General features: G+C 53.7%; 25 protein-coding genes and 1 pseudogene. 20 read left to right on the top strand and 6 right to left on the bottom strand.

What is annotated here, in order from left to right; translation table 11 throughout:
• Positions 1–68 precede the first annotated feature (68 nt).
• Both PCH01S_RS04855 and PCH01S_RS04850 read left to right on the top strand, forming a co-directional pair.
• Positions 69–1,064, top strand: a complete 996-nt coding sequence (locus PCH01S_RS04855) for a PD40 domain-containing protein (RefSeq protein WP_042227231.1) — start codon at positions 69–71, stop codon at positions 1,062–1,064.
• Between the two features lie 40 nt (positions 1,065–1,104).
• Positions 1,105–2,127, top strand: a complete 1,023-nt coding sequence (locus tag PCH01S_RS04850; RefSeq protein WP_042227229.1) for a hypothetical protein — start codon at positions 1,105–1,107, stop codon at positions 2,125–2,127.
• Between the two features lie 240 nt (positions 2,128–2,367).
• On the opposite strand, the gene PCH01S_RS04845 is transcribed toward PCH01S_RS04850, so the two are convergent.
• Positions 2,368–2,733 (bottom strand): hypothetical protein, encoded by a 366-nt coding sequence (locus PCH01S_RS04845; RefSeq protein ID WP_042227228.1) that lies wholly within the window; start codon positions 2,731–2,733, stop codon positions 2,368–2,370.
• Between the two features lie 386 nt (positions 2,734–3,119).
• Between PCH01S_RS04845 and PCH01S_RS04840 the strand changes: the two genes are divergently transcribed.
• From PCH01S_RS04840 to PCH01S_RS04830, 3 genes are all read left to right on the top strand, one after another.
• Entirely contained in the window at positions 3,120–3,812 is a 693-nt protein-coding gene (locus tag PCH01S_RS04840) for a response regulator transcription factor (protein WP_042227227.1), read from the top strand.
• Complete coding sequence (locus tag PCH01S_RS04835; RefSeq protein WP_042227225.1) at positions 3,809–4,939, top strand: sensor histidine kinase; 1,131 nt, start codon at positions 3,809–3,811, stop codon at positions 4,937–4,939. The genes PCH01S_RS04840 and PCH01S_RS04835 overlap by 4 nt, the downstream gene beginning before the upstream one ends.
• Positions 4,940–5,054: 115 nt before the next feature.
• Positions 5,055–6,428: a cell wall-binding repeat-containing protein gene (locus PCH01S_RS04830; protein ID WP_042227224.1), complete on the top strand. Its 1,374-nt coding sequence runs from the start codon at positions 5,055–5,057 to the stop codon at positions 6,426–6,428.
• 114 nt (positions 6,429–6,542) lie between these two features.
• On the opposite strand, the gene PCH01S_RS04825 is transcribed toward PCH01S_RS04830, so the two are convergent.
• From PCH01S_RS04825 to PCH01S_RS04815, 3 genes are read right to left on the bottom strand one after another with little or no spacing between them, the layout of a single operon-like run.
• The gene (locus PCH01S_RS04825) at positions 6,543–7,676 is read right to left on the bottom strand and encodes a Ger(x)C family spore germination protein (RefSeq protein ID WP_042227223.1); all 1,134 of its coding nucleotides are present in this window, start codon (positions 7,674–7,676) and stop codon (positions 6,543–6,545) included.
• The gene (locus PCH01S_RS04820) at positions 7,673–8,788 is read right to left on the bottom strand and encodes a GerAB/ArcD/ProY family transporter (protein ID WP_042227222.1); all 1,116 of its coding nucleotides are present in this window, start codon (positions 8,786–8,788) and stop codon (positions 7,673–7,675) included. Before PCH01S_RS04820 ends, PCH01S_RS04825 begins: the two co-directional genes overlap by 4 nt.
• Positions 8,789–8,797: 9 nt before the next feature.
• Positions 8,798–10,300 carry a spore germination protein gene (locus PCH01S_RS04815; protein ID WP_042227221.1) on the bottom strand — a complete coding sequence of 501 codons (1,503 nt, stop codon included), beginning with the start codon at positions 10,298–10,300 and terminating at the stop codon, positions 8,798–8,800.
• Between the two features lie 173 nt (positions 10,301–10,473).
• On the opposite strand from PCH01S_RS04815, the pseudogene PCH01S_RS29620 reads away from it, so the two are divergent.
• The 10 genes and pseudogenes from PCH01S_RS29620 to PCH01S_RS04770 all read left to right on the top strand — a co-directional run.
• Positions 10,474–10,607 (top strand): annotated as a pseudogene (locus PCH01S_RS29620) (SUMF1/EgtB/PvdO family nonheme iron enzyme); the annotation flags it as partial.
• A gap of 91 nt (positions 10,608–10,698) precedes the next feature.
• Positions 10,699–10,959, top strand: coding sequence for a YqkE family protein (locus PCH01S_RS04810; protein ID WP_009672917.1), 261 nt, complete (start codon positions 10,699–10,701; stop codon positions 10,957–10,959).
• A 153-nt stretch (positions 10,960–11,112) separates the two neighbouring features.
• On the top strand, positions 11,113–11,442 hold the full coding sequence (locus PCH01S_RS04805) for an ArsR/SmtB family transcription factor (RefSeq protein ID WP_042227219.1): 330 nt from the start codon (positions 11,113–11,115) through the stop codon (positions 11,440–11,442).
• A gap of 177 nt (positions 11,443–11,619) precedes the next feature.
• Complete coding sequence (locus tag PCH01S_RS04800) at positions 11,620–11,991, top strand: MerR family transcriptional regulator (protein WP_042227218.1); 372 nt, start codon at positions 11,620–11,622, stop codon at positions 11,989–11,991.
• Positions 11,988–12,308: a thioredoxin family protein gene (locus PCH01S_RS04795; RefSeq protein WP_042227217.1), complete on the top strand. Its 321-nt coding sequence runs from the start codon at positions 11,988–11,990 to the stop codon at positions 12,306–12,308. The genes PCH01S_RS04800 and PCH01S_RS04795 overlap by 4 nt, the downstream gene beginning before the upstream one ends.
• A gap of 109 nt (positions 12,309–12,417) precedes the next feature.
• Entirely contained in the window at positions 12,418–12,756 is a 339-nt protein-coding gene (locus tag PCH01S_RS04790) for a hypothetical protein (RefSeq protein ID WP_042227216.1), read from the top strand.
• 353 nt (positions 12,757–13,109) lie between these two features.
• Positions 13,110–13,790 (top strand): Na-translocating system protein MpsC family protein, encoded by a 681-nt coding sequence (locus tag PCH01S_RS04785; RefSeq protein ID WP_042227214.1) that lies wholly within the window; start codon positions 13,110–13,112, stop codon positions 13,788–13,790.
• 125 nt (positions 13,791–13,915) lie between these two features.
• Positions 13,916–14,602: a response regulator gene (locus PCH01S_RS04780; RefSeq protein ID WP_241688707.1), complete on the top strand. Its 687-nt coding sequence runs from the start codon at positions 13,916–13,918 to the stop codon at positions 14,600–14,602.
• 244 nt (positions 14,603–14,846) lie between these two features.
• Positions 14,847–15,359 (top strand): acyl-CoA thioesterase, encoded by a 513-nt coding sequence (locus PCH01S_RS04775; RefSeq protein WP_042227212.1) that lies wholly within the window; start codon positions 14,847–14,849, stop codon positions 15,357–15,359.
• Between the two features lie 161 nt (positions 15,360–15,520).
• Positions 15,521–15,994: a hypothetical protein gene (locus PCH01S_RS04770; RefSeq protein ID WP_042227210.1), complete on the top strand. Its 474-nt coding sequence runs from the start codon at positions 15,521–15,523 to the stop codon at positions 15,992–15,994.
• A 186-nt stretch (positions 15,995–16,180) separates the two neighbouring features.
• On the opposite strand, the gene PCH01S_RS04765 is transcribed toward PCH01S_RS04770, so the two are convergent.
• Entirely contained in the window at positions 16,181–16,921 is a 741-nt protein-coding gene (locus PCH01S_RS04765) for a YwaF family protein (protein ID WP_042227208.1), read from the bottom strand.
• Between the two features lie 138 nt (positions 16,922–17,059).
• On the opposite strand from PCH01S_RS04765, the gene PCH01S_RS04760 reads away from it, so the two are divergent.
• Together PCH01S_RS04760 and PCH01S_RS04755 are read left to right on the top strand one after the other, a co-directional pair.
• Positions 17,060–17,281: a hypothetical protein gene (locus PCH01S_RS04760; RefSeq protein WP_042227206.1), complete on the top strand. Its 222-nt coding sequence runs from the start codon at positions 17,060–17,062 to the stop codon at positions 17,279–17,281.
• 263 nt (positions 17,282–17,544) lie between these two features.
• Positions 17,545–18,012 (top strand): hypothetical protein, encoded by a 468-nt coding sequence (locus PCH01S_RS04755; RefSeq protein ID WP_241688706.1) that lies wholly within the window; start codon positions 17,545–17,547, stop codon positions 18,010–18,012.
• A 42-nt stretch (positions 18,013–18,054) separates the two neighbouring features.
• Here PCH01S_RS04755 and PCH01S_RS04750 read toward each other — a convergent pair whose 3' ends face one another.
• A complete protein-coding gene (locus tag PCH01S_RS04750; RefSeq protein ID WP_042227202.1) occupies positions 18,055–18,270 on the bottom strand; it encodes a hypothetical protein in 216 nt (71 codons plus the stop codon).
• A gap of 200 nt (positions 18,271–18,470) precedes the next feature.
• On the opposite strand from PCH01S_RS04750, the gene PCH01S_RS04745 reads away from it, so the two are divergent.
• The 3 genes from PCH01S_RS04745 (at position 18,471) to PCH01S_RS04735 (ending at position 21,733) form a co-directional block, all read left to right on the top strand.
• Positions 18,471–19,373: a hypothetical protein gene (locus PCH01S_RS04745; RefSeq protein ID WP_042227201.1), complete on the top strand. Its 903-nt coding sequence runs from the start codon at positions 18,471–18,473 to the stop codon at positions 19,371–19,373.
• A gap of 123 nt (positions 19,374–19,496) precedes the next feature.
• Positions 19,497–21,116: a glycosyl hydrolase family 18 protein gene (locus tag PCH01S_RS04740; protein WP_042227199.1), complete on the top strand. Its 1,620-nt coding sequence runs from the start codon at positions 19,497–19,499 to the stop codon at positions 21,114–21,116.
• Between the two features lie 38 nt (positions 21,117–21,154).
• Positions 21,155–21,733 carry a M15 family metallopeptidase gene (locus PCH01S_RS04735; RefSeq protein WP_084706524.1) on the top strand — a complete coding sequence of 193 codons (579 nt, stop codon included), beginning with the start codon at positions 21,155–21,157 and terminating at the stop codon, positions 21,731–21,733.
• The last annotated feature ends 5 nt before the right edge of the window (positions 21,734–21,738 follow it).

Below are 21,738 nucleotides of genomic sequence, written 5' to 3'. Positions count from 1 at the left end.
CTTGAAAGGAGGACATCGTTCTGAAGCTCAGCAGAATCGGTAAGTGGCTGGCCGTATGGGCGGGAATGATGTTCCTGTTTGCAGCCGCCCCGGGATGCGACCGTTCGCCTTCGCCGTCGGTAACTGTTGTGGACCCGCCGGCCGCCGGGACCGGCGTGAACACCGTGCTGGCGGGAATTCAGCGCCTGGATCAGTTCTATGGGATGGGCTGGAGCCCGGAGGGCGAACTTATCGGCATCTCGGGTGCTTCCCTGGCTGGCGCTCCTCTGGAGTTCCGGAATCTTGCGGGAGACAAAATACGCGATACGGGGATAAAGGGAGCGACAGGGTTGCAGATGGCGCCGGACGGGAAGAATGCCTGGGTTTATCACCGGTATGAGGGAACCGCGGATTTTTATAATCTTGAGAGCGGCCGGATTACCCGGACCGGGCCCCAGAGCCGGGAGCTTTCGGGAGCGTGGGTGGATGACAAGTCCTATCTGGCTGTTCTCGCGGAGCAGAAAAGCCGGCTTGTCCGATTCGGCATCGACGGCGAAATGACACCCGTGGAACACGAGAACGTGGAGTCCGGTATCGTTAAAGCCGTGTTCAAAGCCGGCCGGCTGTATGTCCTGAGCGGCGAACGGGAGCTGACCGTCACCGAAACGGGTGGAGGCGGCGCCCGGGCCTGGACCCGGAGCGGCGTGTCCGACTTCGCGCTGTCTCCGGACGGAAGGCAGATCGCCCTGGTCAGCGGGACCGAGCCCGACCAAAGCGTGCTCGTATTGGCGGATGCCGTGCGAGGCGGCAGTGAGAAGACGGCAGCGAGGGGACGTCTCCTGGGGCAGTTGTCGTGGTCACCGGACGGAAGCCGGGTCGCCTTCTCCGTATTCAGCCCCGATCAGGGGATGACGGGACTTTACGTGATGAACGCGGACTCGGGCCGGATGATCCCCGTCTCGTATAAGCCTAATTTAAAAAGCGTCATTGACTGGAGCCCTGCGGGTACTTCCTTCATGGTCAGTGAAGTCCTGTCCGGCGACATCACGGATAACATGTTCACGACCATCTATCAGTTGAAATAAGACGAAATAAGTGATCAGACACAGAAAGAGTGAAGAGAGATTGAAAGAATACCTAGTCAAACAAGCGGCGATCTGCACCTTGCTGGCCGTATCTCTGCTCGCCGGCTGCGGAGCCCGGGAGCAGAATGTTCAAGTCAAAGAGCCGGTACAACCGGACTCCGCCCGGACGGCTTCACCGAGCCCGGGAGCGGCTGCCAGCGACAATGTCCTCGCCAAGCTCCAGCTGAAAATCGCTCAGGCCAAAGAAGCCAGGGAGGTCACGGCCTTCCTCGACGAGAACATGCCCAAAGCGGATAAAGCGACGGCCGATCAGATGTTTATCGAGCTTCAGAAGTTTTACGATACGCATCTGCCCGGATTGAACGCCGGCTTTACCGAAATGATGGGCCAGCCCGGAACGGCGGACAAAATGCGTGAAATCGGCTATCCCGCGGATTTCAACAAGATCGTGAACGACGATACGCTGAAGCAGTGGCTGAAAAATCAGGCGGCCGCCAAGCTCCAGCTGTCCGATAAAGAGGGCAGTTATTTCTGGAAAGTCGACTATGACGCGCTGAACAAGTCGTATGCACCGTATGTGTCGGACGATCTGAAGGCGTATCTGGCCATCCAGTCGCTTGAAAACAAGACGCCTTTCCGTTCCGACGCCAGCCTGAAAATCTCGCGCGACGAGCTTGGAGAGCGTATCTTGGCCGCGGAGAAGGCTTTGACCGCCTACCCGAAGGGGCTGAAAGCGGAAGAAATCATGGCTCTCTACAGCGAATATCTGCATGAATATATTCACGGCTACCGCTACGAGGCGATCGAAGAACCGGGCATGAAGCTCATACCGCTCGTGAAGCGGAGCTATGAGAAACTAGTCAAAAACAACCCGGATACGAAGACGGCCGGCATCGTGAAAGAGTATCTGACGGTTATCAACGCGAACCGGGATGTTATTTATAGCCCCGGAAAAAAAGGCGAAAGCATCATCGGAGACCCCAAACCCGGCATCGACGCTTTCTGGAAGGGACTTGACGCCCGTATCGCCGCCGCATTTCCGGATGTGAAAACCGCTAAGTAAAGATACAACCGCACTGACAGACGGAGGCGTTCTGCTTCGAACGAAGCGGCCAAAGCTTATCAGCGGCAGGAAGGTCAATAAATAACTTCAAGATGAAGAGCCGCGTACTTTGCGGCTTTTTTGTCTTTTGAGGGATTTACGACAAAATCCCCTATGGGATAAAGATCCATGGGGGATAATTAATCTATCGTTGTGACTTTTGCAAACGTTCAAACGTGCTTTTTACTGAATGGTCCTAAACTACTCCCAATTTCGCAAAAATGCTTTGGCTGTTCCGCCTGTTTCATTCCATAAACGCACTTTGTAGGTGCAAGAGCTAGACAGTTTAATTGCTTTTGTAATACTTCCGACGCCTTTTATTTCCAGATCGATAGGAGCGCCTCCGCAGCTGGATAAAACGGCCGCTTTCGCGTAATTTAGGCCTCCGCTTTGAGTGGTGAAAAAAGTAAATTTACCCTCTTTATCTTGACCGGATATGGATCCAGCCGTATTGTCTTCCCCCGGCTCTGAAATAACTTGTAAACTTTCATTGGCGGCATAAGCAGAGGTTGCAAGAGACATGGCTAAAACTCCGGTCAAAAGAATGGCAGAAAACTTCTTTATCATAATAACACCTCCAAAGTTGGTAAATATAGTCTATCATAGTTATCGAGTAATTGGTAGAATATATCTTTTTATTACTATAAAAAGAAAATTATTATCTCCTATTTTTCTTGTTCAGCGGCGGGTCATAGACCGGTTGTCGAAGAGTCATTTTGTATTCATCCGATCGGCTTGCTTGTTGAAGTCTTCACAAAGAGTCCGCCCGGCCGTTTCTTAGATTCGCAACTCTTTAAACACGGGTTTATAATCGTATAGGGACTGCTTGATGCAGGCCTATCCGCTATTTTTCATGGACCATCTACATCGTTTCTACATATTGTTCGGGTAAAGTAAAATAGGGTTCGACCGGACCCTAATCCGGCAATGCCAAGTAAAGGGGGGAATCTGCCCTGAAAAATATTCTGGTCGTGGATGACGAAGACAAAATCAGGGAAGTTATCGTGTCTTATCTGCAAAAAGAAGGCTTTCGTACCGCCGAAGCGGGCAGCGGCCAAGAAGCGCTGCGAACGGTCCGGCAGGGAGGCGTCGACCTGCTCGTTCTGGATTTGATGCTGCCGGATATGGACGGGGAACAGGTATGCAGGGAAATCCGGCGGTCCGATGCGGTACCGGTTCTGATGCTCACGGCCAAAGTTTCCAAGACGAATCAGATTCACGGTCTGTCGCTCGGAGCCGACGATTACTTGACGAAGCCGTTCGATCCGAGGGAGCTTGTGGCACGTGTGAGAGCCGTTCTGCGGCGTTCGGACGACAGCCAACTGCTGGCGGACCGCGTTTCTTTTCGGAACGGGCATCTGGAGATCGACTCATTGAGGCAGGTTGTTTTTTGCCAAGGGGAACGGGCTAGTCTGACGCCTATCGAGTACAAACTTCTGATAGCGCTTGCGCGTTATCCCAAAAGAAGCTTTACGCGGGACGAACTTGTCGATAAAATTATGGGTTTCGCCTACGACGGGGACGTCCGGACCATTGATCAGCATGTGAAGAACATCCGTCAGAAAATCGAAAAGGATCCGAAAAATCCCGTCTATATCCAGACGGTTTACGGAGCGGGATACCGTTTCTCCGGTGAGCTTAAATGAAGAAAAAGCTGCATGTCCGGCTTGCTGTCATGATCGTTGCGATGGCTACGGGAATTCTGATCATCTCGACGGCGACCATTCTGATAAGCACGCATTATCATATCACGATGTACATGAATCAGGCCGATGGTGCGATGCACGATATGCCTCGGCTTAATACGCACCTGGAACAGGCCATCATGCAGTCGGTGCTCTGGACGTTCCTCGGTTCGATCATGCTGGCCGCCTGCATGGGTTACTTCGTAGCGAGGCGGGTTTCGGCTCCTCTCGTGGAAATGAAGGCCGTGGCCGAGAAAATGACCGGAGGCCAGCTGGACAGCCGGACCGCCGTGGGCGGAGACGACGAGCTGGCGGAGCTTGGGCGGTCCATAAACGAGCTGGCGGAGCAATTGCAAAGGCTGGAGAAGATCCGCGTGACGATGACCGAGGATATCGCCCATGAGCTCCGCACGCCTCTGGCGACTCTGAAAAGCCACATGAGGGCGCTGGAGGACGGCATCTGGGAGCCGACACCGGAGCGCATCCATTCATGTTACGAAGAGATCGTCCGTCTGGCCGATCTCATTAACGAGCTGGAAGAGCTCAATGAGCTGGACTCGCCGGTATTCCGGCTCACCCGGACGAAGGTGCCGCTGGACACCGTGATGGAGAAGGTCAAGGCATTCATGTCTGCCGCTTTCCTGGAAAAACGGATCCGTTTCACGGTCGACGCTCCCCGAAACGTATACCTCGATGCCGACCCCGACCGACTCACGCAAATTCTGGTCAATTTGCTCGGCAACGCCTTGACCTATACGTCTCCTGACGGGGAAGTGGCGCTAAAAGGCAGGCGTGCGGGAGATAAGGTGCTCATTACCGTCAAAGATACCGGCCCGGGTATAAGGGAAAACGATCTGCCGTATATTTTCGAGCGCTTTTACCGCGGCGACAAGTCGCGCAACCGCAGGTCCGGGGGCAGCGGGCTCGGGCTTGCCATCGTCAGCAAGCTGGTGCAGGCGCACGGAGGCCGGATTTCGGCGGCCAATGAAGGGGGCGCGGTTTTCCTGATCGTCCTTTCCGCAGCGCAGCCGCCGCCCGCGGCAATAAAGACGCAGATTTTGCGGGAGACGGATTCCGGAGACGAGTAACGGATTAAAAAAATAAATGTTTGACGGAGCTCCACCTACACAGGTTCTACATAATAGATGGGTACACTGATCAATAGAACCAATTGAGAACTTTTGTGAAGGAGGCATCCGTCAAATGAAAAAATGGATAGGAGTCGGGTTGATCACCTTGACCGCATCGCTGGCTCTTACGGGCTGCTTGAACGATCCGTCCAAAAATACAGCCGGTGGAGCGGCGGCGACTCAGCCTGCAACGGCGGCGGGCAGCGGGGAAGCAGATTCGAAGGCACCCTGGATCGCGTCCAAGAACACGACGCGCATCAATTCGAGCGATCCTTACGAGGCGGCGGTACTCACCTCGCATACGCTGTGGATGGCCACAAGCGACGACAACCGCCCGGGAGGCGTCGTGCTCGTCAATCCCGAGGAATGGCAGACCGCCCTCGCGAGCGCCGATCTGATTCATCATCCGAATAACGGACCGGTTCTTTTCGTTAACAAGGACGGTATTCCGGATGTAACCGTGCGGGAACTGAAACGTCTGCAACCGGCCGGAGTCGAATCCAACCAGGGCGTGCAGGCCATTCTCGTCGGGAATCTGGACCCTAAAGTGGAAAAACAGGCCAAGGAATTGGGCCTGAAAACGGACAAGATCCCGGCGGACAATCCCGCCGCGGCGGCAAAAGCGATAGATGCCTATTACGCGAAGGTAGCGAAGGAGAATCCGCCTTCCGTTATCGTAGGTTCCAGCGAGAGCAAGGAATACACGATGCCGGCCGTCAACTGGATCTCCCATATGCCCGAGCCTCTGCTCTACGTGAGCAAGGATAAGGTTCCCCAAGAGACGATTGACGCGTTAAAAACGCGGGACGGCAAGGCGAACATCTACCTGCTCGGCCCGGACTCCGTCATTTCCGCAGCCGTCGAGAAACAGCTCGGCGAATACGGCAAAGTCGTACGGATAGCGGGTAAAGACCCCGTCGAGAACAGCATCGCGTTCGCCAAGTACAAGGACCCCGCAACGGGATTCGGCTGGGGAATCACGACGCCGGGCCATAACTTCTCGCTGATCAGCAAGGAGAATCCGGATCTGGCCCTGGCTTCCGCCCCGTTCTCGCATCTCGGCAAGCACGCGCCCCTCATCTGGACGGAGAAGGACAAGCTGCCGGATTCCGTCATGGCGTACCTGATGGCCGTGCAGCCGAAGTATGACAAGTCTCCCGTGGAGGGCCCGTTCAACCACGCGTGGCTTACGGGAGACGAGCGTTCGATTTCGGCTTCGGGCCAGGGCGAGATCGACTCGATGCTCGAAATCGTCTCCAAGACAGGCGGAGGACACGGGGGCCACGGCGGCATGTCCGGTATGCCGGCGGCCGGTGACCAGTCAGGGACGGCCGGCGGCGATGCCGGCAAAAATTCCGGCACCGGCGGCACAGCCGGAACGGGCTCCGGTTCCGCTTCCGGTCCCGGTAAGACCGACATGTCAGGCATGTCTCATGCAGGCCATTAACGGAAACCGTCCGTCCGCATTAAACGACAAAGAGAACGCCAACCGGCGTTCTCTTTGTTTTAGCAGCGAAATTACAAGGCGCGATCTGACAGGTAAGCGCATCCGGCGGCTGTACTATTCCACAACGCCTGTGCGGAGCAGCTCCATGTTCAAATGGACATCGACGGACATGGAGGACATTTTGTCGTACCAATCGCTTTTCGTCAAACTGCCTCCGCGAAGCGACTGGCGGTAAATCTCCCCGAAGCCGACGGGATCTGTTTTTAAATCCGTCATTTTGGCGAGCACGCTTTCCATTTTCTTCGTGAATTCGTCGGTTACGAGCTTCTCTATCGTGCGCGTCACCTGGGGCTCGGTTAAATTTATTTCGGCGGAAATCTCCTCGAGAGCAAACTTCAGCTTCATGTTCAGGTCGAAAGCGGGTTTTTCCCGGTCCGTCAGGCGGATTTTCTGCTTGTTACCGACAATCCGGACGACCACATGAATATGCTCCCGCCGGTCCGCGTTATTTTCGTTCAAATAAGGCTCCAGCTTCTTCTTGTCGAGCTTAAGTTCGAAGGTGCCGGCCTTGAACCGGTTGCGGATCAGCTTCAGATAAGCGGCGTCGCTGCTGGACAGCATCCCGACCATTTTGTCGGATTGGAACAGGGCCGTCTTTGCGGTCGCGATCGTTTCCCCCTTGCGGACAAAAACGGGAAGAACGGGATCTTTGCCGGCGGAATAATAATCTCGCAGAAATTCATGAAGCGTAGGTGAAATAATCTGTCCTTCCAGCACATTCTGCTTGATCGTATCGTAAAGATACGTTCCGATATTACGGATGTCCCGGTACGGATACTGGAGAAGATCGGCACTTTTCTCGGTGCTGACGCCCAAATATATTTTTGTGCCGATGGAAGGATCGCGGATCAGGGAATCGATGAGATCGATCAGCCCGTCGCGGGCGATCGCTTCCTCGTATAATACGACGCGCAGTTGGCCCAGCATCAGCTTTTTGGATGATTTGCGGTTTTGGTCCTCCCGCAGTTTTTTGGTCGTATTAGCCTGGTTGGCCAGAATCGTAGCCCGGTGACCGGATTCTTTATCCAGGGTATACATGACGGATGTGCCGCTGAGGATGCTGCCTTGGCCTTTGTCGTAACCCAGCGCCACCACGAGACCGAGTCTTTCGAAAATCCGCCGCTCCACACATCCCGTCGCAGCCAGAACCGTCACAAGGGCCAGCAGGCAAAGCCGGCGAATTTTCAACGGGAATCACCTCCGTTCCTGGGCTGTGAGACCCGTCTTTTGAAGAACAAGAGCATGCTCAGCAGGAGCGGATACACAAAAGCCATGTATATGCTTATTTGACCGGCTATTTCGTTCAGCCGCTTAATTTCAAGTCTGCTGCTGAAAAACGTGCAAATCACAAACAAAAAACCGACGACGAGGTAAAGGGCCGCTTTTTCCTTCAGCGGGCTCATCTTCGGAATACCGCGGGAGGCCGACCATATATACAGCATCACGTTCGGCAGAATTCCGATGAGATAGAGCGAAACCGTAATATATTCGACGCGCTCGATAAAGGGAAATTCCACGATTTTCAGCAGAGTCAAAGTCGGCCAAATGGTGTGGATAAGCTGTCCTCCGCTGAAATAGACAAGCGCCGTAAACATGTAAATGAGATAAGTACCCGTAGTAAACAGAATGGCGAAATGTGCGTATTTCGGCGCTTTGTTTGTATCCCGTATAAAAGGAAAAACAAACATCAGCAGTTCAAAACCGACAACCGAGAAGGAGATCTCTTCCGTTCCTTTCAGAAGTTCCAACGGAGAATGATTCATGACGGGGAGCAGATATCCCCAATTCGCGTATTGCAGGGGATAGTAGAACAGCAGCATCTCTAAGGTTATAATCAGAACGCTTACTAATCCGATCCCGGTAATCACTCTGATGCCTCCGAGCACACCGTACAACGCGAGGGCAAGAACCATAAGGGCCAGGAACCAGGGAGAAATGTCCGGAAAAATCCACGTCTGCACAATTTCCGCATAATTCCGGAGAATCGTCAAAGCGATAAGGATCAGGTAAGCCGCATAAATAAAACTCATTACGCCGCCCAGCCATTTTCCGAAAGCTTCTTTCTGAATACCGTAGAGATCCTTGCCCGGGTATTTTTTGAGAAAGGAGAACATGGCGACGATAACAAGATGGCAGAATAGTCCGGCGATCAGGACGGTAACCCATGAATCCTGGCCGGCCATTTTGTAAATTTTGCGTTGAAAGCTGGCCCCTCCCACACCTACCTGGGCAGTCGTAATGATAAAGAAAAGCAGATAGGCGCGCAGTGAAATATGGGGAGATTCCGGATAGCTGTTCATGTCAGTCACCTAGTTTTCTTCTTGGAATTGTTCGAACAAATCTATATTTTGCCTGTTGTCCGGAGTTTCGGAGTTGACCCCTTTCTTTTTCCGGGCTTGGAAAGAGAAGGTTTTGACAAGTTTGTCCATGAATTTGCCGTAAGGCCGTCTGATAAACAACTCGGTAAATTCGGAGTTATCAAACGGATAAAACGGCTTCAGGTACGGTGTGCCGAGCGACGTGAGCCTCAAGAGATGGATAAGCAGAAAAGACGCGGCGGTGACGATGCCGACCCCGCCCCAGAATCCGGCGATCATGATCATGGGGAAGCGGAGAATCCGGACGGCCGTTCCCATCATATATCCCGGGGAAGTGAAGGAGGCCAGCGCGCCGAGCGCGACGATCATGATAAGCAGGTTGCTTGTGAACCCGGCCTGAACGGCGGCTTGCCCGATGACGATACCACCTACGATGCCCATCGTCTGTCCGACTTTGGTCGGCAGTCTCGCTCCCGCTTCCCGCAGAAGCTCAATGATGAATTCAAGCAGCAGAGCCTCGAATAAAGGCGGGAAAGGAACCTTCGCCCTGGAGCTGGAAAGAGGGTCGAGCAGGGCCGACGGGATCATTTCGTAATGAAAGGTGAGCGCGGCCACATAAAGGGGAGTCAGCAGCATAGAGAAGAAGACGGCGAGCATCCTCAACGTGAACACGAAAGCGGACATCTGCCAGTGTACGTAACGGTCTTCTTCGGCTTTGAAAAAGTCGATGAACGTGGAAGGACCGATCAGGACGCGGGGGCTGCCTCCGACGAGTACGATCACTTTGCCTTCGAGCAGCGAACCGACGGTCCGGTCGGGCCTTTCCGTCAGGAAATACATGGGGAAAATGCTGTCGGGATTGTCTTCGAGCAGCTTGGCGAGCATGCCGCTGTCCAGAATGCCGTCCGTCTTGAGATTAGACAGGCGTTTGCGGACCATTTCGGCATATGCGTTATTGTTGAGTCCCTCCATGTAGCACATGATCGTCCGGGTTTTGGTCTGAGTACCGATCGTGAACAGTTCGGTTTTGAGCAGCGGATCGTTTATGATGCTGCGGATCAGAGCCATGTTCTGATCGATCGATTCCGCGAAACTGACCTGGGGTCCGAAAATCTGGCTCTCATTCTCGGCAGATGTCAAGCTCCGCGCTGGGATCTGGTCGGCCTGGAGGATCACTCCTCTTTCGAAACCCGTCGGATGAACGTAAACCCAGCCCGCGAGAAGCAGGGAAGGGAGTTCACCCCATTCGCAGATTTTTTTGCCCGCGCCCACGGGCAGGTACGACAGAAGCTCATCCGGACCGAAACCCCCGCCGAGCTCCAGCAGCGGATGGAGAATGTCGCGGTGCAGAATATCTTTGTTAGTCATCTGGTGGAGATAAAACAGCTCGTAAGACTCTCCGGGTATCCCGATGATTTTGCTTTGGATCTGATTAGTCCCCTGGGAACAATAGGTTTTGAAATCATTAAAGCTGCGGATGGTAAAATCAGGCATTAGTCCGACACGTCCTCCCTCGAGGGCTTGGTCCCCTTAGTATGACCGGAAGCGGCTCTCTTTACTTACATTTACCGGGAAGACAGGAAAATAGGCATAGGGAGATCGTTTTGCGGGAGGATAAGCTCTCATCGGGCCCCTCCGACAACCCGTAAGGGCCGGCTTCCGGGGATAGCCGCGTTATGCGCGGAGGCTCCTATCTCTGCCACAAATCTACTGCAACCGGTACCGGGCAGCCGCAAGGAATAAAAGCACGCCGGACAGCTCCGCCGGGAATATCGGGTTCCGGTGTGCGGCCGATGCTTGACGCCCGGCCTTATCGGGCACGTAAGCAGGCCCGGAAAGGCTGGAATACAGCCTGCGAACCTGCTATAATGTGGGAACCGAGGTGATGAGTGATGGGGAAAAAGAACAGACCCGCCCCTGCGCCGCGTGCCGCCGATACGGATAAGCCCGCAACGCTTAAGGACCTGCTTAACCCGCAGGTCATCGAGAAGTTGAAGGCCCAATCCGATCAGATGAAGGCGGACGAAGCGAAGCGCCGCGAGGAAGAGCAGCGGAAGGCGGCGGAGGCCCGCAAGGCCGAGCAGAAAAGGCTCGACAACAATTTCGAACATTTGCTGGCCAACAGCGAGATGGATTGGCGCAAATACAAATAAGCAAGCACCCCCAAGCAGTCTGCCCCGGCAGGCTGTTTTGGTTTTTACCGGCTTATCGCTCCGGCTTCATGCGGGAAGAGGCGCAGTTGCTCCTCAAGCGGATTCCATTATATTATTATGTAAGCATATGCAAATACGGAAGGAGCTTAAAAGGTGGAACAACTGCAAAGCTTGGCCGATACGTTTAAGCTCATGGGGGACAAAACCCGGCTGACGATTCTTGCCCTTCTGCGGGAACGGGAGCTCTGCGTCTGCGACCTGGTGGACGTGACGGGCATGTCCCAGCCGAGCATTTCGCAGCATCTGCGAAAGATGAAGGATGCGGGACTGGTGAGCGAGAGGAGAAAGGGACAGTGGATCTATTATTCACTGGCGGCCGACCACAAGGACCTGACTCTGGAGCTGCTCCGCCAAGTCCCTTCGATGAGCCACAAAATCGCTGAATTGGAAGAAAACACGGACGGAAGCGGACGCTGCGGCTGAGCCTGCAAAAGTCTTGCCTTCGCAAGCGGCAGCGGGGGCATCGATCTGTCACGCTTCGTCTCATTAATAGCGCGGCCCGGAATATAATCCGGGCTTTTTTTGCTGTTGACACTGACATTTATGTGAGGGTTTATAATAGCCTCAGGAGCAAATAAAGGCAGAAAGGAGTTTGCCGGAATGAAAATCGGAGAACTTTCCGCCCGTACCGGAGTCAGTATCCGCTCCCTCCGCTACTATGAGGAACAAGGGCTGCTTGCGCCGGTCCGCGGGGATAACGGATACCGGGAATATACTTCCTTCGCCGTAGAACAGGTGCGGACAATCCAGTTGTACCTCGGGCTCGGCCTCAATACCGAGCAAATTTCCGGGTTTCTTCACTGCGTGCTGATGAACAATGAGGCCTTCTGTTCCGAAGTGCTTCCGGTTTATAAGCAAAAGCTTTCGGAAATCGAAGAGCAGATCGGGGTGCTGCAGAGCATCAAATCGAATCTGGAGGAAAGAATCCATTATATTTTAAATAACGGAACCAAGGAGGAGAAATTTCAATGAGCCTGACAACCGTCAACGATGCAACGTATCTGGACCATATTTCCGATGGAGGCGTGACCGTCATCGATTTTACCGCCGTGTGGTGCCCGCCATGCAAAACGCTTCTTCCGATTCTGGAAGAACTCAGTACCGAATATGCCGGCAAAGTGAACATCCTGAAAGTCGATTGCGACGACTCGCCGGAAGCGGCTTCGGCTTTCGGTGTCATGTCGATGCCTACCGTGCTTGTCCTGCATCGGGGCGAGCCGGTGGAGAAGCTTGTCGGCCTGCGGCCCAAATCCGTATACCAATCGGTTTTATCCCGGTATATCGGCTGACGGCTCCCTGCTTCGGCGATCCGGAGAATGAAAACGAAAGATTCCGTTCAACTTATACAGAATCGGGGTAAAAGAAGAGAGAGCCTCATTACGAGAAGGAGGGTTACCCATGGCTAACGAGATCCAGCCCGTCACGGACTGGTTAAATTCCAACGCAAACAAGGCAATCCGGATCGCCAAAGAAGAACAGGAAGATATCGACCGGGTCGACCTTCAATTGAGCCGGGTTGAATACCGGGAGTATCAGCCCGATGCTCCGGACGACTATACGAACGGCAGCGCTTTGCTTCTTTACGGGGAAGGAACGGTCCTTAATAACGGCAGCGAAGAAGCCCTCCCCCAAGGAACTTTTGTTATCCCGCTCAAAGGCCTCTCCGTGGCGGATTTAAACGAAGACAGCGTCGTGCTGAAAACGGAACGCGCCGTTTATTCGCTGACGCTCCAGTAAACAGCCGCACGCCAACCGCATGCGTACGATCGGCAGCCCCCATTCGGGGGCTATTTTTTTGCCCTTGGCTTGCGCGTAGCCTATAAAGATGAATAAATGGCCGCTGAGCCGCGTGTATTAAAAGAAGAACGTTTTTAAGCATTTGAAGAGGGCGCGGAACCGCCATGCAGGCCGGGGGCATTTCCCTTTTTCATAAAAAATCCGAAACCGGGCAGGATAAGAATTCCTTTATAAAACGCGCAAATTGTATTATAATTTCTAATGGATCACTGGACATGAACGCCATTGATTTTTGGGCAGACAAATTTAGGATCCTTGGACATAGACGCCAACGGTTTAAAGGAAGGTTACTTTTGGAAAAGAAGACTGCACTGAGCCAATTATCAAGCCAGACGGGAAAGATGCTCAGGGAACGTTTTGGCAAAGGACCTGAGTCCATTTTTATCTCGTATAATGAACACGGCATTACTCTACATTTCCGGAATTTCGTAAGTGCAGTGGAAATGATTCTGCTGGATAAGCAGAAAGGCGAAGCCGTCCGCGAAACCCGCCAAATGGTCATGGATGTGCTGCTGCCGGACTTGAAGGAATTCATTACTCAGACCGTAGGTATTGCGATCGAGGAAATCTATTATGACTGGGATTTGGAAGACCACTCGGGCATCATGATCGGCCTGACGAATAAATCCCTCGATGCGGATATACAGGAGAAATACGCCGGATACGAGAAAGTTCATCAGCAGGTGAGCGAAGTAACGGCACACGTACAAAAAATTCCCGACCATATTTATTCGTTCTGGACGAATCCGCGAACACTTATTATCGTCAGGGAAGGCTTGCTCATCATGCTGGAAAAAGAGCTGATTAATACGGGGTACGAGAACGCCCTGAGGGTCGCCAAAACGTCCCTTGAAAAGAAGCTCTTACTGCACGATGTAGATATGGAACAAGCGATTGGAAGAACGGTGACGGGTTTGTATCTGGACTGGGATTTCGAGAGAGACAGAAGCGTTCTGGTCTATACATTTAAATAAAATCATACGGACTGAATGCCCAGATATCCTACATACGCTGGTCATGAGCCAAGATCGCGCGGAAGCGCGTTTCTTGGCTCTTGCTTTTTATTGAATCCAATCGCCAAAGGAGGAATCCGGAACTCTTGATACACTTACATGGAATGGGAAAGCAAATGCCGTATAATCAAGCAGAGGGCGGCAGGTCGTCCGGCGGAGCGGACGGAAGTTCCGCGGGACCCAGGTCCGTAAAGTCTAAACCACGAGGATATACGTTCACGTCGGAACGAAAAATCAGGCTTCCGGAGAAAATAGCCGTTTCGAAGGAACTGGACCTGACCGGTGCCTATCTGTTGTTCCGCTTCTCGGATTCAGCGGGACCCGTTTATCCGGCCCTGTCTCTGCTGCCTTCGGCTTCTTCGCGGAGCGATTCCCGGAATGGCGAGGACTTATCCATTCTGATTGCGGAAGACAATCCGATGAACCGGAAGCTCCTGCAGACGATTCTGAGAAAGCGGGGGTTCGAACCCGACATCGCGGAGGACGGGGCCGAGGCGGTGGAAGCTTTTGCGCGTAAAGCATACGATCTTATCTTTATGGATATCGCGATGCCCAACATGGACGGCCTTGAGGCGGCAAGACGAATCCGGGAGGCGGCCCCCGGTGACAACAGTCCCGTAATCGTGGCCGTGACGGCCTACGCCCGCAAAGAAGACCGGATGAAGTGCCTGGCGAGCGGGATGCAGGATTATGTCAGCAAGCCTTTCCGGATCGCGGAAATCGAGGACGTGCTGATGAAATGGATCGGTTATATCAAAGAGTACAAAAATTAAGAGAAGAAGCTGGTTTTCGGTTGGCGAAAATCAGCTTTTTTTGTGTGCAAGACCCTGCCGGCTGGCGGGACGGGTGATTTGCAGGAGATTGCAGGATGAAACGGGAGATTAGTGGAAAAACTTAAAAGGTGCTTTGACAAACCGTTAAAGAAATTGTTACACTGGGAGTCCGTCAAAATTCAGGGTTATCCCCGCGGAATAGAACACTTTACCAAATTCTAACTACGAAAGAAGCGTCTGCATAATGGAAAGCAAATTTGTCAAAGAAACAAGATGTATGAAAGTAGCCCGGGTATTCCCTCCCGATGTTAACAACCACAACACGATGTTCGGCGGTAAGCTGATGTCTTATATCGACGATATTGCCTCCATCTCGGCATCCAAGCTCTGCCGGGTAACGGCTGTTACGGCATCCACGGACTCCGTCGATTTTCTATATCCGATCCGTCCTTCCGATTCGGTTTCCCTCGAGTCCTTCGTCACCTGGACAGGCAGAACGTCCATGGAGGTGTTCGTCAAAGTCATCACGGAAGACCTGGTGACCGGCGAAAGAAAAATCGCGGCGACCTCTTTTCTGACCTTTGTCGGCCTGGACGAGAACAACAAGGCGGTTCCGGTTCCGAGAGTCATCCCCGAAACGGAAGAAGAGAACAAGCTTTACGAAACCGCCGAACACCGGGCGGAAATCCGCAAGGTAAGAAGAGAAGCGAGCAAAACGTTTGCAGACTTCCTCTTGACCAAATATCCTTGGGAATAAACGCAAGGCAGGCCGGAAGCTCCGGCAAAAAAACTTCGGCGGCAATTAACCGGAGTTTTTTTGTTTCAGCCGGACTGACCGCGGGTAAATAAAGGGTTTATTTCCTTTCCGGGATTCGATATAATAGCTGGTAGGACTAACGAAGACTATCGAGGAAGGGATTGAAAAATCGGTTGATTGAAGATCGTGTCGCTCGGCTTTTGCACGAATCGAACAGTCAGGTTCAAGTCACGCTGGAGTCGCATTTTCCCGGAGGACGGATGGCCGGCGGAAAGTACAATATGGGCCGTCATCTCATCACCTTATATATAGAAGAAATCAAAGCGCAGTGCATGCAGCTTTACGGATCGCACGACCTGCTGGAGGCGTACGTCGACATCGTCCTTGCCCACGAAATCGGTCATGCCGAAGACGGGGATCTGGACCGCCTGGCGTCCCTGATGGATACGTCGGACAGCGAGCTGGAGCGCAGACGAATCGCGCTGCGCATCGAAGAAAACGCCTGGGCTTACGCCCGCGCGCTGCTGCCGGAAACGAGCGGTCCTATGCTCGACGAGATCGTCCGGGAGTCGCTGCAGGCTTATCACGAAGCGATTGACGAGCTGGAGCTTGAACTCCAGCCGATCGGAGCTTAATAAAAGCTATCTGGTGCGCGTATGAAGAAGCGTGGAGGCGCGCTAAGCATGGTTGGTTTCCTACAAATAAAAAAACCGGAGGTTTCCGGTTTTTCGAACCCGCAGACCCGTTCCGTCCGGAACGGAATCTGCGTTTTTTTGTTGTCCGGACACGGAAGCGGACGTGGGTAGATAACGGCAGGTAAACTACCGGACATGTGGCAGACGGGGATTTTTTGGCCGGGCGGAGCCGAGAGCGAACGGAAGATACATGAGCAGGAAAATGACGAGAGCCGCGGCTTCCAGAGACAGAAGGTACCAAGGATACGGGCCGAGATAGTCGAGCAGGGAAGCCGTTTCGGGCTTGTGCGCCAGGAACATGTAGTTGCCCCCGGTCAGGAAGTTAGCGGTCCCGACTGCGACCAGCAGCACATTGAGGTAACCCATGGCCAGGAACACGGATTTGAAGGTCGGGCGGAAGCCTTCTACCCAGATCAGATAAAGAACCCCGAGAATAATGGCGATATGAGCGGCAAAAAATTCAAAAAAACGGAAATGCGGGAACGCGTACCAGAGTACCGGCGTAGCAAGCGCCATAAGCGCCCCGCCGATTCCGGTGAAATAAACGACCTGAAACAGGAGCCTGCTTTTGAAAAGCAGCATAAACACACTGAGATAAAGGGAAATGCTGCAAAGTTCAAGCGGAAGGGTGTACCGGACATCGTAGATACCCTCCGCCGCGTACCACACGTTCAGGCCCGTTTCGCACAGCACCAGAATGAGGGCGATGGCGATTCGTCCCCGCAGAGCCCGATTCCCCCGAGTGAACCAGTTCCTCGAACCATAGAGCGCAAGAACGAGAGCCGCAAAAACCGTTAAAGCCGCCCAGTGCGCTCCCGAAAAAGCGGTAAACCCCTCCGCTTCGTTTGCGCCGAAAAAGCGCTCCATTTCTTAAGACTCCCCCTTAAAAAACTTATTTTTTCATTATATTAACATATTTACCTGTGTGTCGAAGGTTTTTTTGCGCTATCTCTCTTTCAAACTATCCGGGATTGGTTAAGTAAGAAGAGAGGAGGTGTTCATTAGATGATGAGTAATAATGAAGAAGCCCGCAAGGCCGATTTTTCCAATGAGACTCCTGAGATAACACCTAAGACACCGCCGGAAATCAAACCGAACGATGTGCCGGAAGTGGCTCCGCGTAAGGTACCCGAAACACCGCCGGCAGCTCCACCGGAAATCAAGCCGACGGTTCCTCCCGAGATCAGCCCGCAGAGAAATCCGGAGTTTCCGGATCCGAACCGGTAGATTGAGAGGGACGGGGCGGGCAGCTCCGGATACGGAAAACTTCCGGCTTATCTTTTCCATTTTTCAACAAAAAATTGGAAAATAATCGCCGAAGGTTTGACAAACATCTCGGCCCACAAGATCTATAATCACATTCATGCGCGTAATCGCACATATCCAAGCGGGTTCCGTCATAGGTATCTTGTAGAGTGATTTCAAAGAGTAGGTCCTCTATGACAGGCAAACGCTAATTGACATGCACAGAAGGAGAAGATTAATTGTTTATGGAGAGAAGAGAAGAACCCGTGATTTTGTTCCAGGCTTCACTGTCTTTGGTGGTGTCCGCAGCCAATAAATCGCAGGCTGCCGAAACGGCCGCTTTCCTGTTAAACAGGGAGAGCATTGATCTCAGCCCCGTCCAGATGGTTAACGGGCAGGGGGAGAAAGCCGAATTCAGGATGGAATCCGTAGATGCGGTCGAGTGGACGCGAGTCGAGGATATCCGCGAAGGAGGCCGTTTCAAAGTGTACGGCACGATCAGGCTGAAGCTGCGAGCAGGCAGCCCGGAAAATTACGCGTCCGTAATTCGAGCAGGCTTGTCCGGTTATCACCTTCCGCGCTCGGTCATCCACGATCACACGGTATGGGTCATTCCGACAAACTGCGGTCCGGCATTCGCATGTGTACTGGATGAGAAAACGTCCTGGAAACCGGCCGTCCAAGAACCCGCCATGCTGGTTGCGGTCGGTTAACGATAAAGACTGTCTCCCGGGAGACAGTCTTGTTTTATGTCTTTATCTTTTTCTCATTTCGAAAAACTCGCAGCCGAGACGGTCGTGGTAAGTCAGCTCGCTAACCCGGGTCTGCACCACAACCATGGAATCGTCGAAACGGGTAATGACGGCTCCGGTGTCTATAATATGATCGTTCTTGAACACGCGGACCGGCGATTGGCGGTCCATTGCTTCTTTAAAATCCTGGTCGGTCGTTAAACGGCGGTTCTGGGCCATGGGCAGCTCTCCTTGATCTTTAAGCGCGTTCTTGGTTATAGGTCTTTACCCGCTCTATGTTACCATACATGCCGGAAGGAGTCAGGTCTTTACCGGTAAAAGGGTATCGCCGGGCGCTGGTAGATTGCTGGAAGTTGCCGCCCGCCACCCCCATATCTTCAACGCGCTACGAAAGGTAAAGGAGAAGGGGGATTGGAAGGATGGAAAAAAAACGGTGTTTATTCTGCGATCAAATCGTGCCGATCGGCCGTGAGGACGGGTACGATTTATATACAGGATGCTATTGCTCGCCGGACGGCTCCTACGGACTTCACCGGGACAGCTACGACCCTTACAGTGTTTTGTCTTATCAGACCAAACATCTCATGTTTCCCGTCATATCCGCCTACATCCGGGAGATTACGGACTGCGGGGAGACGGTTCGCCTTACCATTGACGATCTGGAAGGAATCCGGAACTCGCCCCGTGTCCCGGTTACGATAGAAGACAAAGGCATCCGGCTTCTGCAATTTTTTTACCGGCACAGCGGGGGCCCGGACGAAGCGGTCGTGCTGCAGCAGCTTCCGAAGAGCTACAACTTAACGTATTCGCCCAACCTGCAGGAGCTGATCTATATCATCGAGAAGTTGAAGGAAGAGCGCCTTCTCGAACGCATGGGGTCCAGTTTCAAGCTGACGGCGCAAGGCTGGAAAACGGCCGAAGAAAGTCTGGGCGGCAAACGGCTTAAGCCTTGCTTCGTCCTGCTTCCCGAAGACGTGGAGACCCGGCTCAAGTGGACGGAGAAAGTGCTGCCGGTCATTGAGCAGTGCGGCTACGCGCCGCGTACGTCGGAGAAAATCCCGAGGGAAAAGGAAGCGGACTACAACATCCGAATGATCGCGGACAGCAAGCTTCTCATCGCGGACTTGGGCGCCCAAGGGCCGGAAGTGTTTCTGGCGGGCGGATACGCGCTCGGGCGCAATATCCCGGTTATCTGGACAGCCAGACGGGCCGGGGATGAGACGACCGCGTCTCCTTCCGAGAAAATCCGGCCTTTTGTCTGGGAGACGGCGGAAGAACTCGCGTCTATTTTGAAGCAGCGGCTTACGAGCGAAGTGTTTTAAGGAAAGGTTTTAGGGACGGCCATCCGGAAGGATGGCTTTTTTCATGTGGCATCCGGGAACGGAGACCGTAACTTTTCGTCATTTTCTGCGTCCAATACAACGTAAACATGGGGAGGGCACAAAATGAACAATAAAAAATGGGTGGCGGCAGCCGTTTTAGGCTGTATGCTTACAGGTTCAGCCACGGCGAACGCCTATGAATCGAGATTGAAACCGTTCGGGGACGTGCCAGAGAGCGCTTGGTCCGCCGAACATATTTATACGCTGGCGGCCGTACAGGCGCTGGACGGCTATCAGGACGGCGGGTTTCATCCGCTTGCGGCCATGTCTCGCGAGGAATTTATCAAGCTGCTCGTCACGGCGGCGAAAACCGGGTATGATGCGGGTCATCCCGTCACCCTTACGGACGTCGGCCGGGACCGCTGGTCCTATCCGATGATCGGCGCCGCTCTTCAGCGCGGCTGGATCAAAGCGATGGTGGACAGCGGAGGAGCCTTCCATCCGGCAGCACCGATCCGCAGGGAAGAGGTGGCTTACGCGATGGGAAGCCTGCTCCTGGACAAGCTGAGCGAAGCGGAACGCGCAAGCTGGCTGGCGAGCGGCTGGAAGCGGGAACAGAGCAGCCGGGCTTTCGCGGACGCGGCGGGAGTCGACGAGGCGCTGAAGCCTTACGTCTATTACGCGGTGAACCGCGGAATGCTGGAAGGCAGCGAGAACGGCCTTGAGCCGGACAAGCAGCTCAGCCGCCAGGAAGCGGCAGCGGTCATCAACCGGCTGCTGCATAAGGAAGCCGGGAACAAGCCCCTGGAGGTGACGGGGTTTTATGCCGTGCAGTCGTACAACAGCCTTGGCAAAATGCCTCTTCTGGACCGCGTTGCCCTTGGCTGGTGGCACCTGAATTACGAAGGTGCCGGCTCCGCGAAGCTCGGTTCGGCAGGCGACCCGTTCAAGTTCAACCGGCCGGACGGCTGGGAAGAAGTGACGGCTTCCGCAAGTTCCAGTCACGTTTCCAAGGATTTGATGGTTTTTGCCAACAAATCGCACCGCGTGGAAGAGTTTCTGGGGGATGCCGCAGCACGCAAGGCGTTTACGGCAGCGCTTGCGGAAACTCTTTCAGATCCGAAGTACGGCTTCACCGGGGTTTGCATCGACTTTGAGGATTTGTACGGGGCGGGCAAGAAAGCCGAATTTGCCGCGTTCCTGAGCGAGGTCAAGGAAGCGGCGAAAGGCAAAACACTCACCGTAACGGTGCCTCCGACCTACTATTTCGAAGGCTACGATCTTCCGTCCATAGGTAAGACGGCGGACACGGTCATTCTCATGGCGTACGATTTTCTGTACAAGCCGGACCGGCTCCCGTCCGCACCGCTTCCGCTGGTGGCCGAAGCCGTGAGGGATACGATTAAAGCGGGCGTTCCGGCGGAGAAGCTGGTTCTCGGCATGAGCAAGAAAACGGACCAGTTTATCGATCAGGGCGGAACGACTACCTACGCCTCGCCGGCGAGTTCGGCCGTGGAAGAGCGTCTCAAGAAACCCGGAGTCAAATCGACCTTATCCGTTCCTTATCTGCTCGGGCATATCCGGTACACGGATGGAGGCGCGCACGAATTGTTTTACGAGGATTCCGACAGTTTGGACCGCAAAATCTGGCTGGCGCGCTATTACGGCTTAAAAGGGGTTTCCCTATGGTATATGGGCCAGTTTACGGATAGCGATTGGCAGCGGATCGACGCAGTGAAGTGAGAAATGACGGAGTTTTGAAATATAGACAAAAACGGGGAATGTCCGCGAAAAAGCGGCTGTTCAGAGCCGCATTCGCCGTTATGGCCGCCGTATTGTCCGCAATCATGCTGATTCAGCTCGTGATGACCAAATCGGATGAGAAAAATCTCGAGAAGCTCGGATTGGACAGCGCCCGGTTGTTGAGCGGACTGGACCCGGGAGTCGCCCGGAAAATGGACGAGCTGCTGGCCAAAACGGCGGCTATCGGCATAAGGATCGTCATTACGGACGATTTCCGCAGCATGGAAGAACAGGACAAGCTGTACAGTCAGGGGCGTACAAGCGAAGGAAAAATCGTGACGCACGCCAAGGCGGGCGAGTCTTATCACAACTACGGCCTGGCGATCGACTTTGCCCTGAAAACGAAATCCGGTAAAATCATTTGGGATATGAATGCCGATTTGAACGGCGACGGCCGTAAAGACTGGATGCAGGTCGTCACGATTGCCAAGGAGCTCGGTTTCGAATGGGGCGGGGATTGGACCAATTTCCCCGACTATCCCCATCTCCAGCTCAGCTACGGTTTAAGCATCGCCGAGCTTCAGCGCGGCACGAAGACGGCCCGTTCGGGCCCTTAACGGTG

The sequence above is a fragment of the Paenibacillus chitinolyticus NBRC 15660 genome, from assembly GCF_000739915.1.
Classification (GTDB): Bacteria; Bacillota; Bacilli; order Paenibacillales; family NBRC-103111; genus Paenibacillus_F; species Paenibacillus_F chitinolyticus.
This window is presented reverse-complemented; position numbering and strand designations above follow the sequence as displayed.

Coding starts and splice junctions, on each gene's coding strand:
- PCH01S_RS04855 (WP_042227231.1), top strand. CDS start 69: ATGTTCCTGTTTGCAGCCGCCCCGGGATGCGACCGTTCGCCTTCGCCG.
- PCH01S_RS04845 (WP_042227228.1), bottom strand. CDS start 2,733: ATGATAAAGAAGTTTTCTGCCATTCTTTTGACCGGAGTTTTAGCCATG.
- PCH01S_RS04835 (WP_042227225.1), top strand. CDS start 3,809: ATGAAGAAAAAGCTGCATGTCCGGCTTGCTGTCATGATCGTTGCGATG.
- PCH01S_RS04830 (WP_042227224.1), top strand. CDS start 5,055: ATGAAAAAATGGATAGGAGTCGGGTTGATCACCTTGACCGCATCGCTG.
- PCH01S_RS04820 (WP_042227222.1), bottom strand. CDS start 8,788: ATGAACAGCTATCCGGAATCTCCCCATATTTCACTGCGCGCCTATCTG.
- PCH01S_RS04815 (WP_042227221.1), bottom strand. CDS start 10,300: ATGCCTGATTTTACCATCCGCAGCTTTAATGATTTCAAAACCTATTGT.
- PCH01S_RS04810 (WP_009672917.1), top strand. CDS start 10,699: ATGGGGAAAAAGAACAGACCCGCCCCTGCGCCGCGTGCCGCCGATACG.
- PCH01S_RS04800 (WP_042227218.1), top strand. CDS start 11,620: ATGAAAATCGGAGAACTTTCCGCCCGTACCGGAGTCAGTATCCGCTCC.
- PCH01S_RS04795 (WP_042227217.1), top strand. CDS start 11,988: ATGAGCCTGACAACCGTCAACGATGCAACGTATCTGGACCATATTTCC.
- PCH01S_RS04790 (WP_042227216.1), top strand. CDS start 12,418: ATGGCTAACGAGATCCAGCCCGTCACGGACTGGTTAAATTCCAACGCA.
- PCH01S_RS04775 (WP_042227212.1), top strand. CDS start 14,847: ATGGAAAGCAAATTTGTCAAAGAAACAAGATGTATGAAAGTAGCCCGG.
- PCH01S_RS04765 (WP_042227208.1), bottom strand. CDS start 16,921: ATGGAGCGCTTTTTCGGCGCAAACGAAGCGGAGGGGTTTACCGCTTTT.
- PCH01S_RS04760 (WP_042227206.1), top strand. CDS start 17,060: ATGATGAGTAATAATGAAGAAGCCCGCAAGGCCGATTTTTCCAATGAG.
- PCH01S_RS04755 (WP_241688706.1), top strand. CDS start 17,545: ATGGAGAGAAGAGAAGAACCCGTGATTTTGTTCCAGGCTTCACTGTCT.
- PCH01S_RS04750 (WP_042227202.1), bottom strand. CDS start 18,270: ATGGCCCAGAACCGCCGTTTAACGACCGACCAGGATTTTAAAGAAGCA.
- PCH01S_RS04745 (WP_042227201.1), top strand. CDS start 18,471: ATGGAAAAAAAACGGTGTTTATTCTGCGATCAAATCGTGCCGATCGGC.
- PCH01S_RS04740 (WP_042227199.1), top strand. CDS start 19,497: ATGAACAATAAAAAATGGGTGGCGGCAGCCGTTTTAGGCTGTATGCTT.
- PCH01S_RS04735 (WP_084706524.1), top strand. CDS start 21,155: ATGTCCGCGAAAAAGCGGCTGTTCAGAGCCGCATTCGCCGTTATGGCC.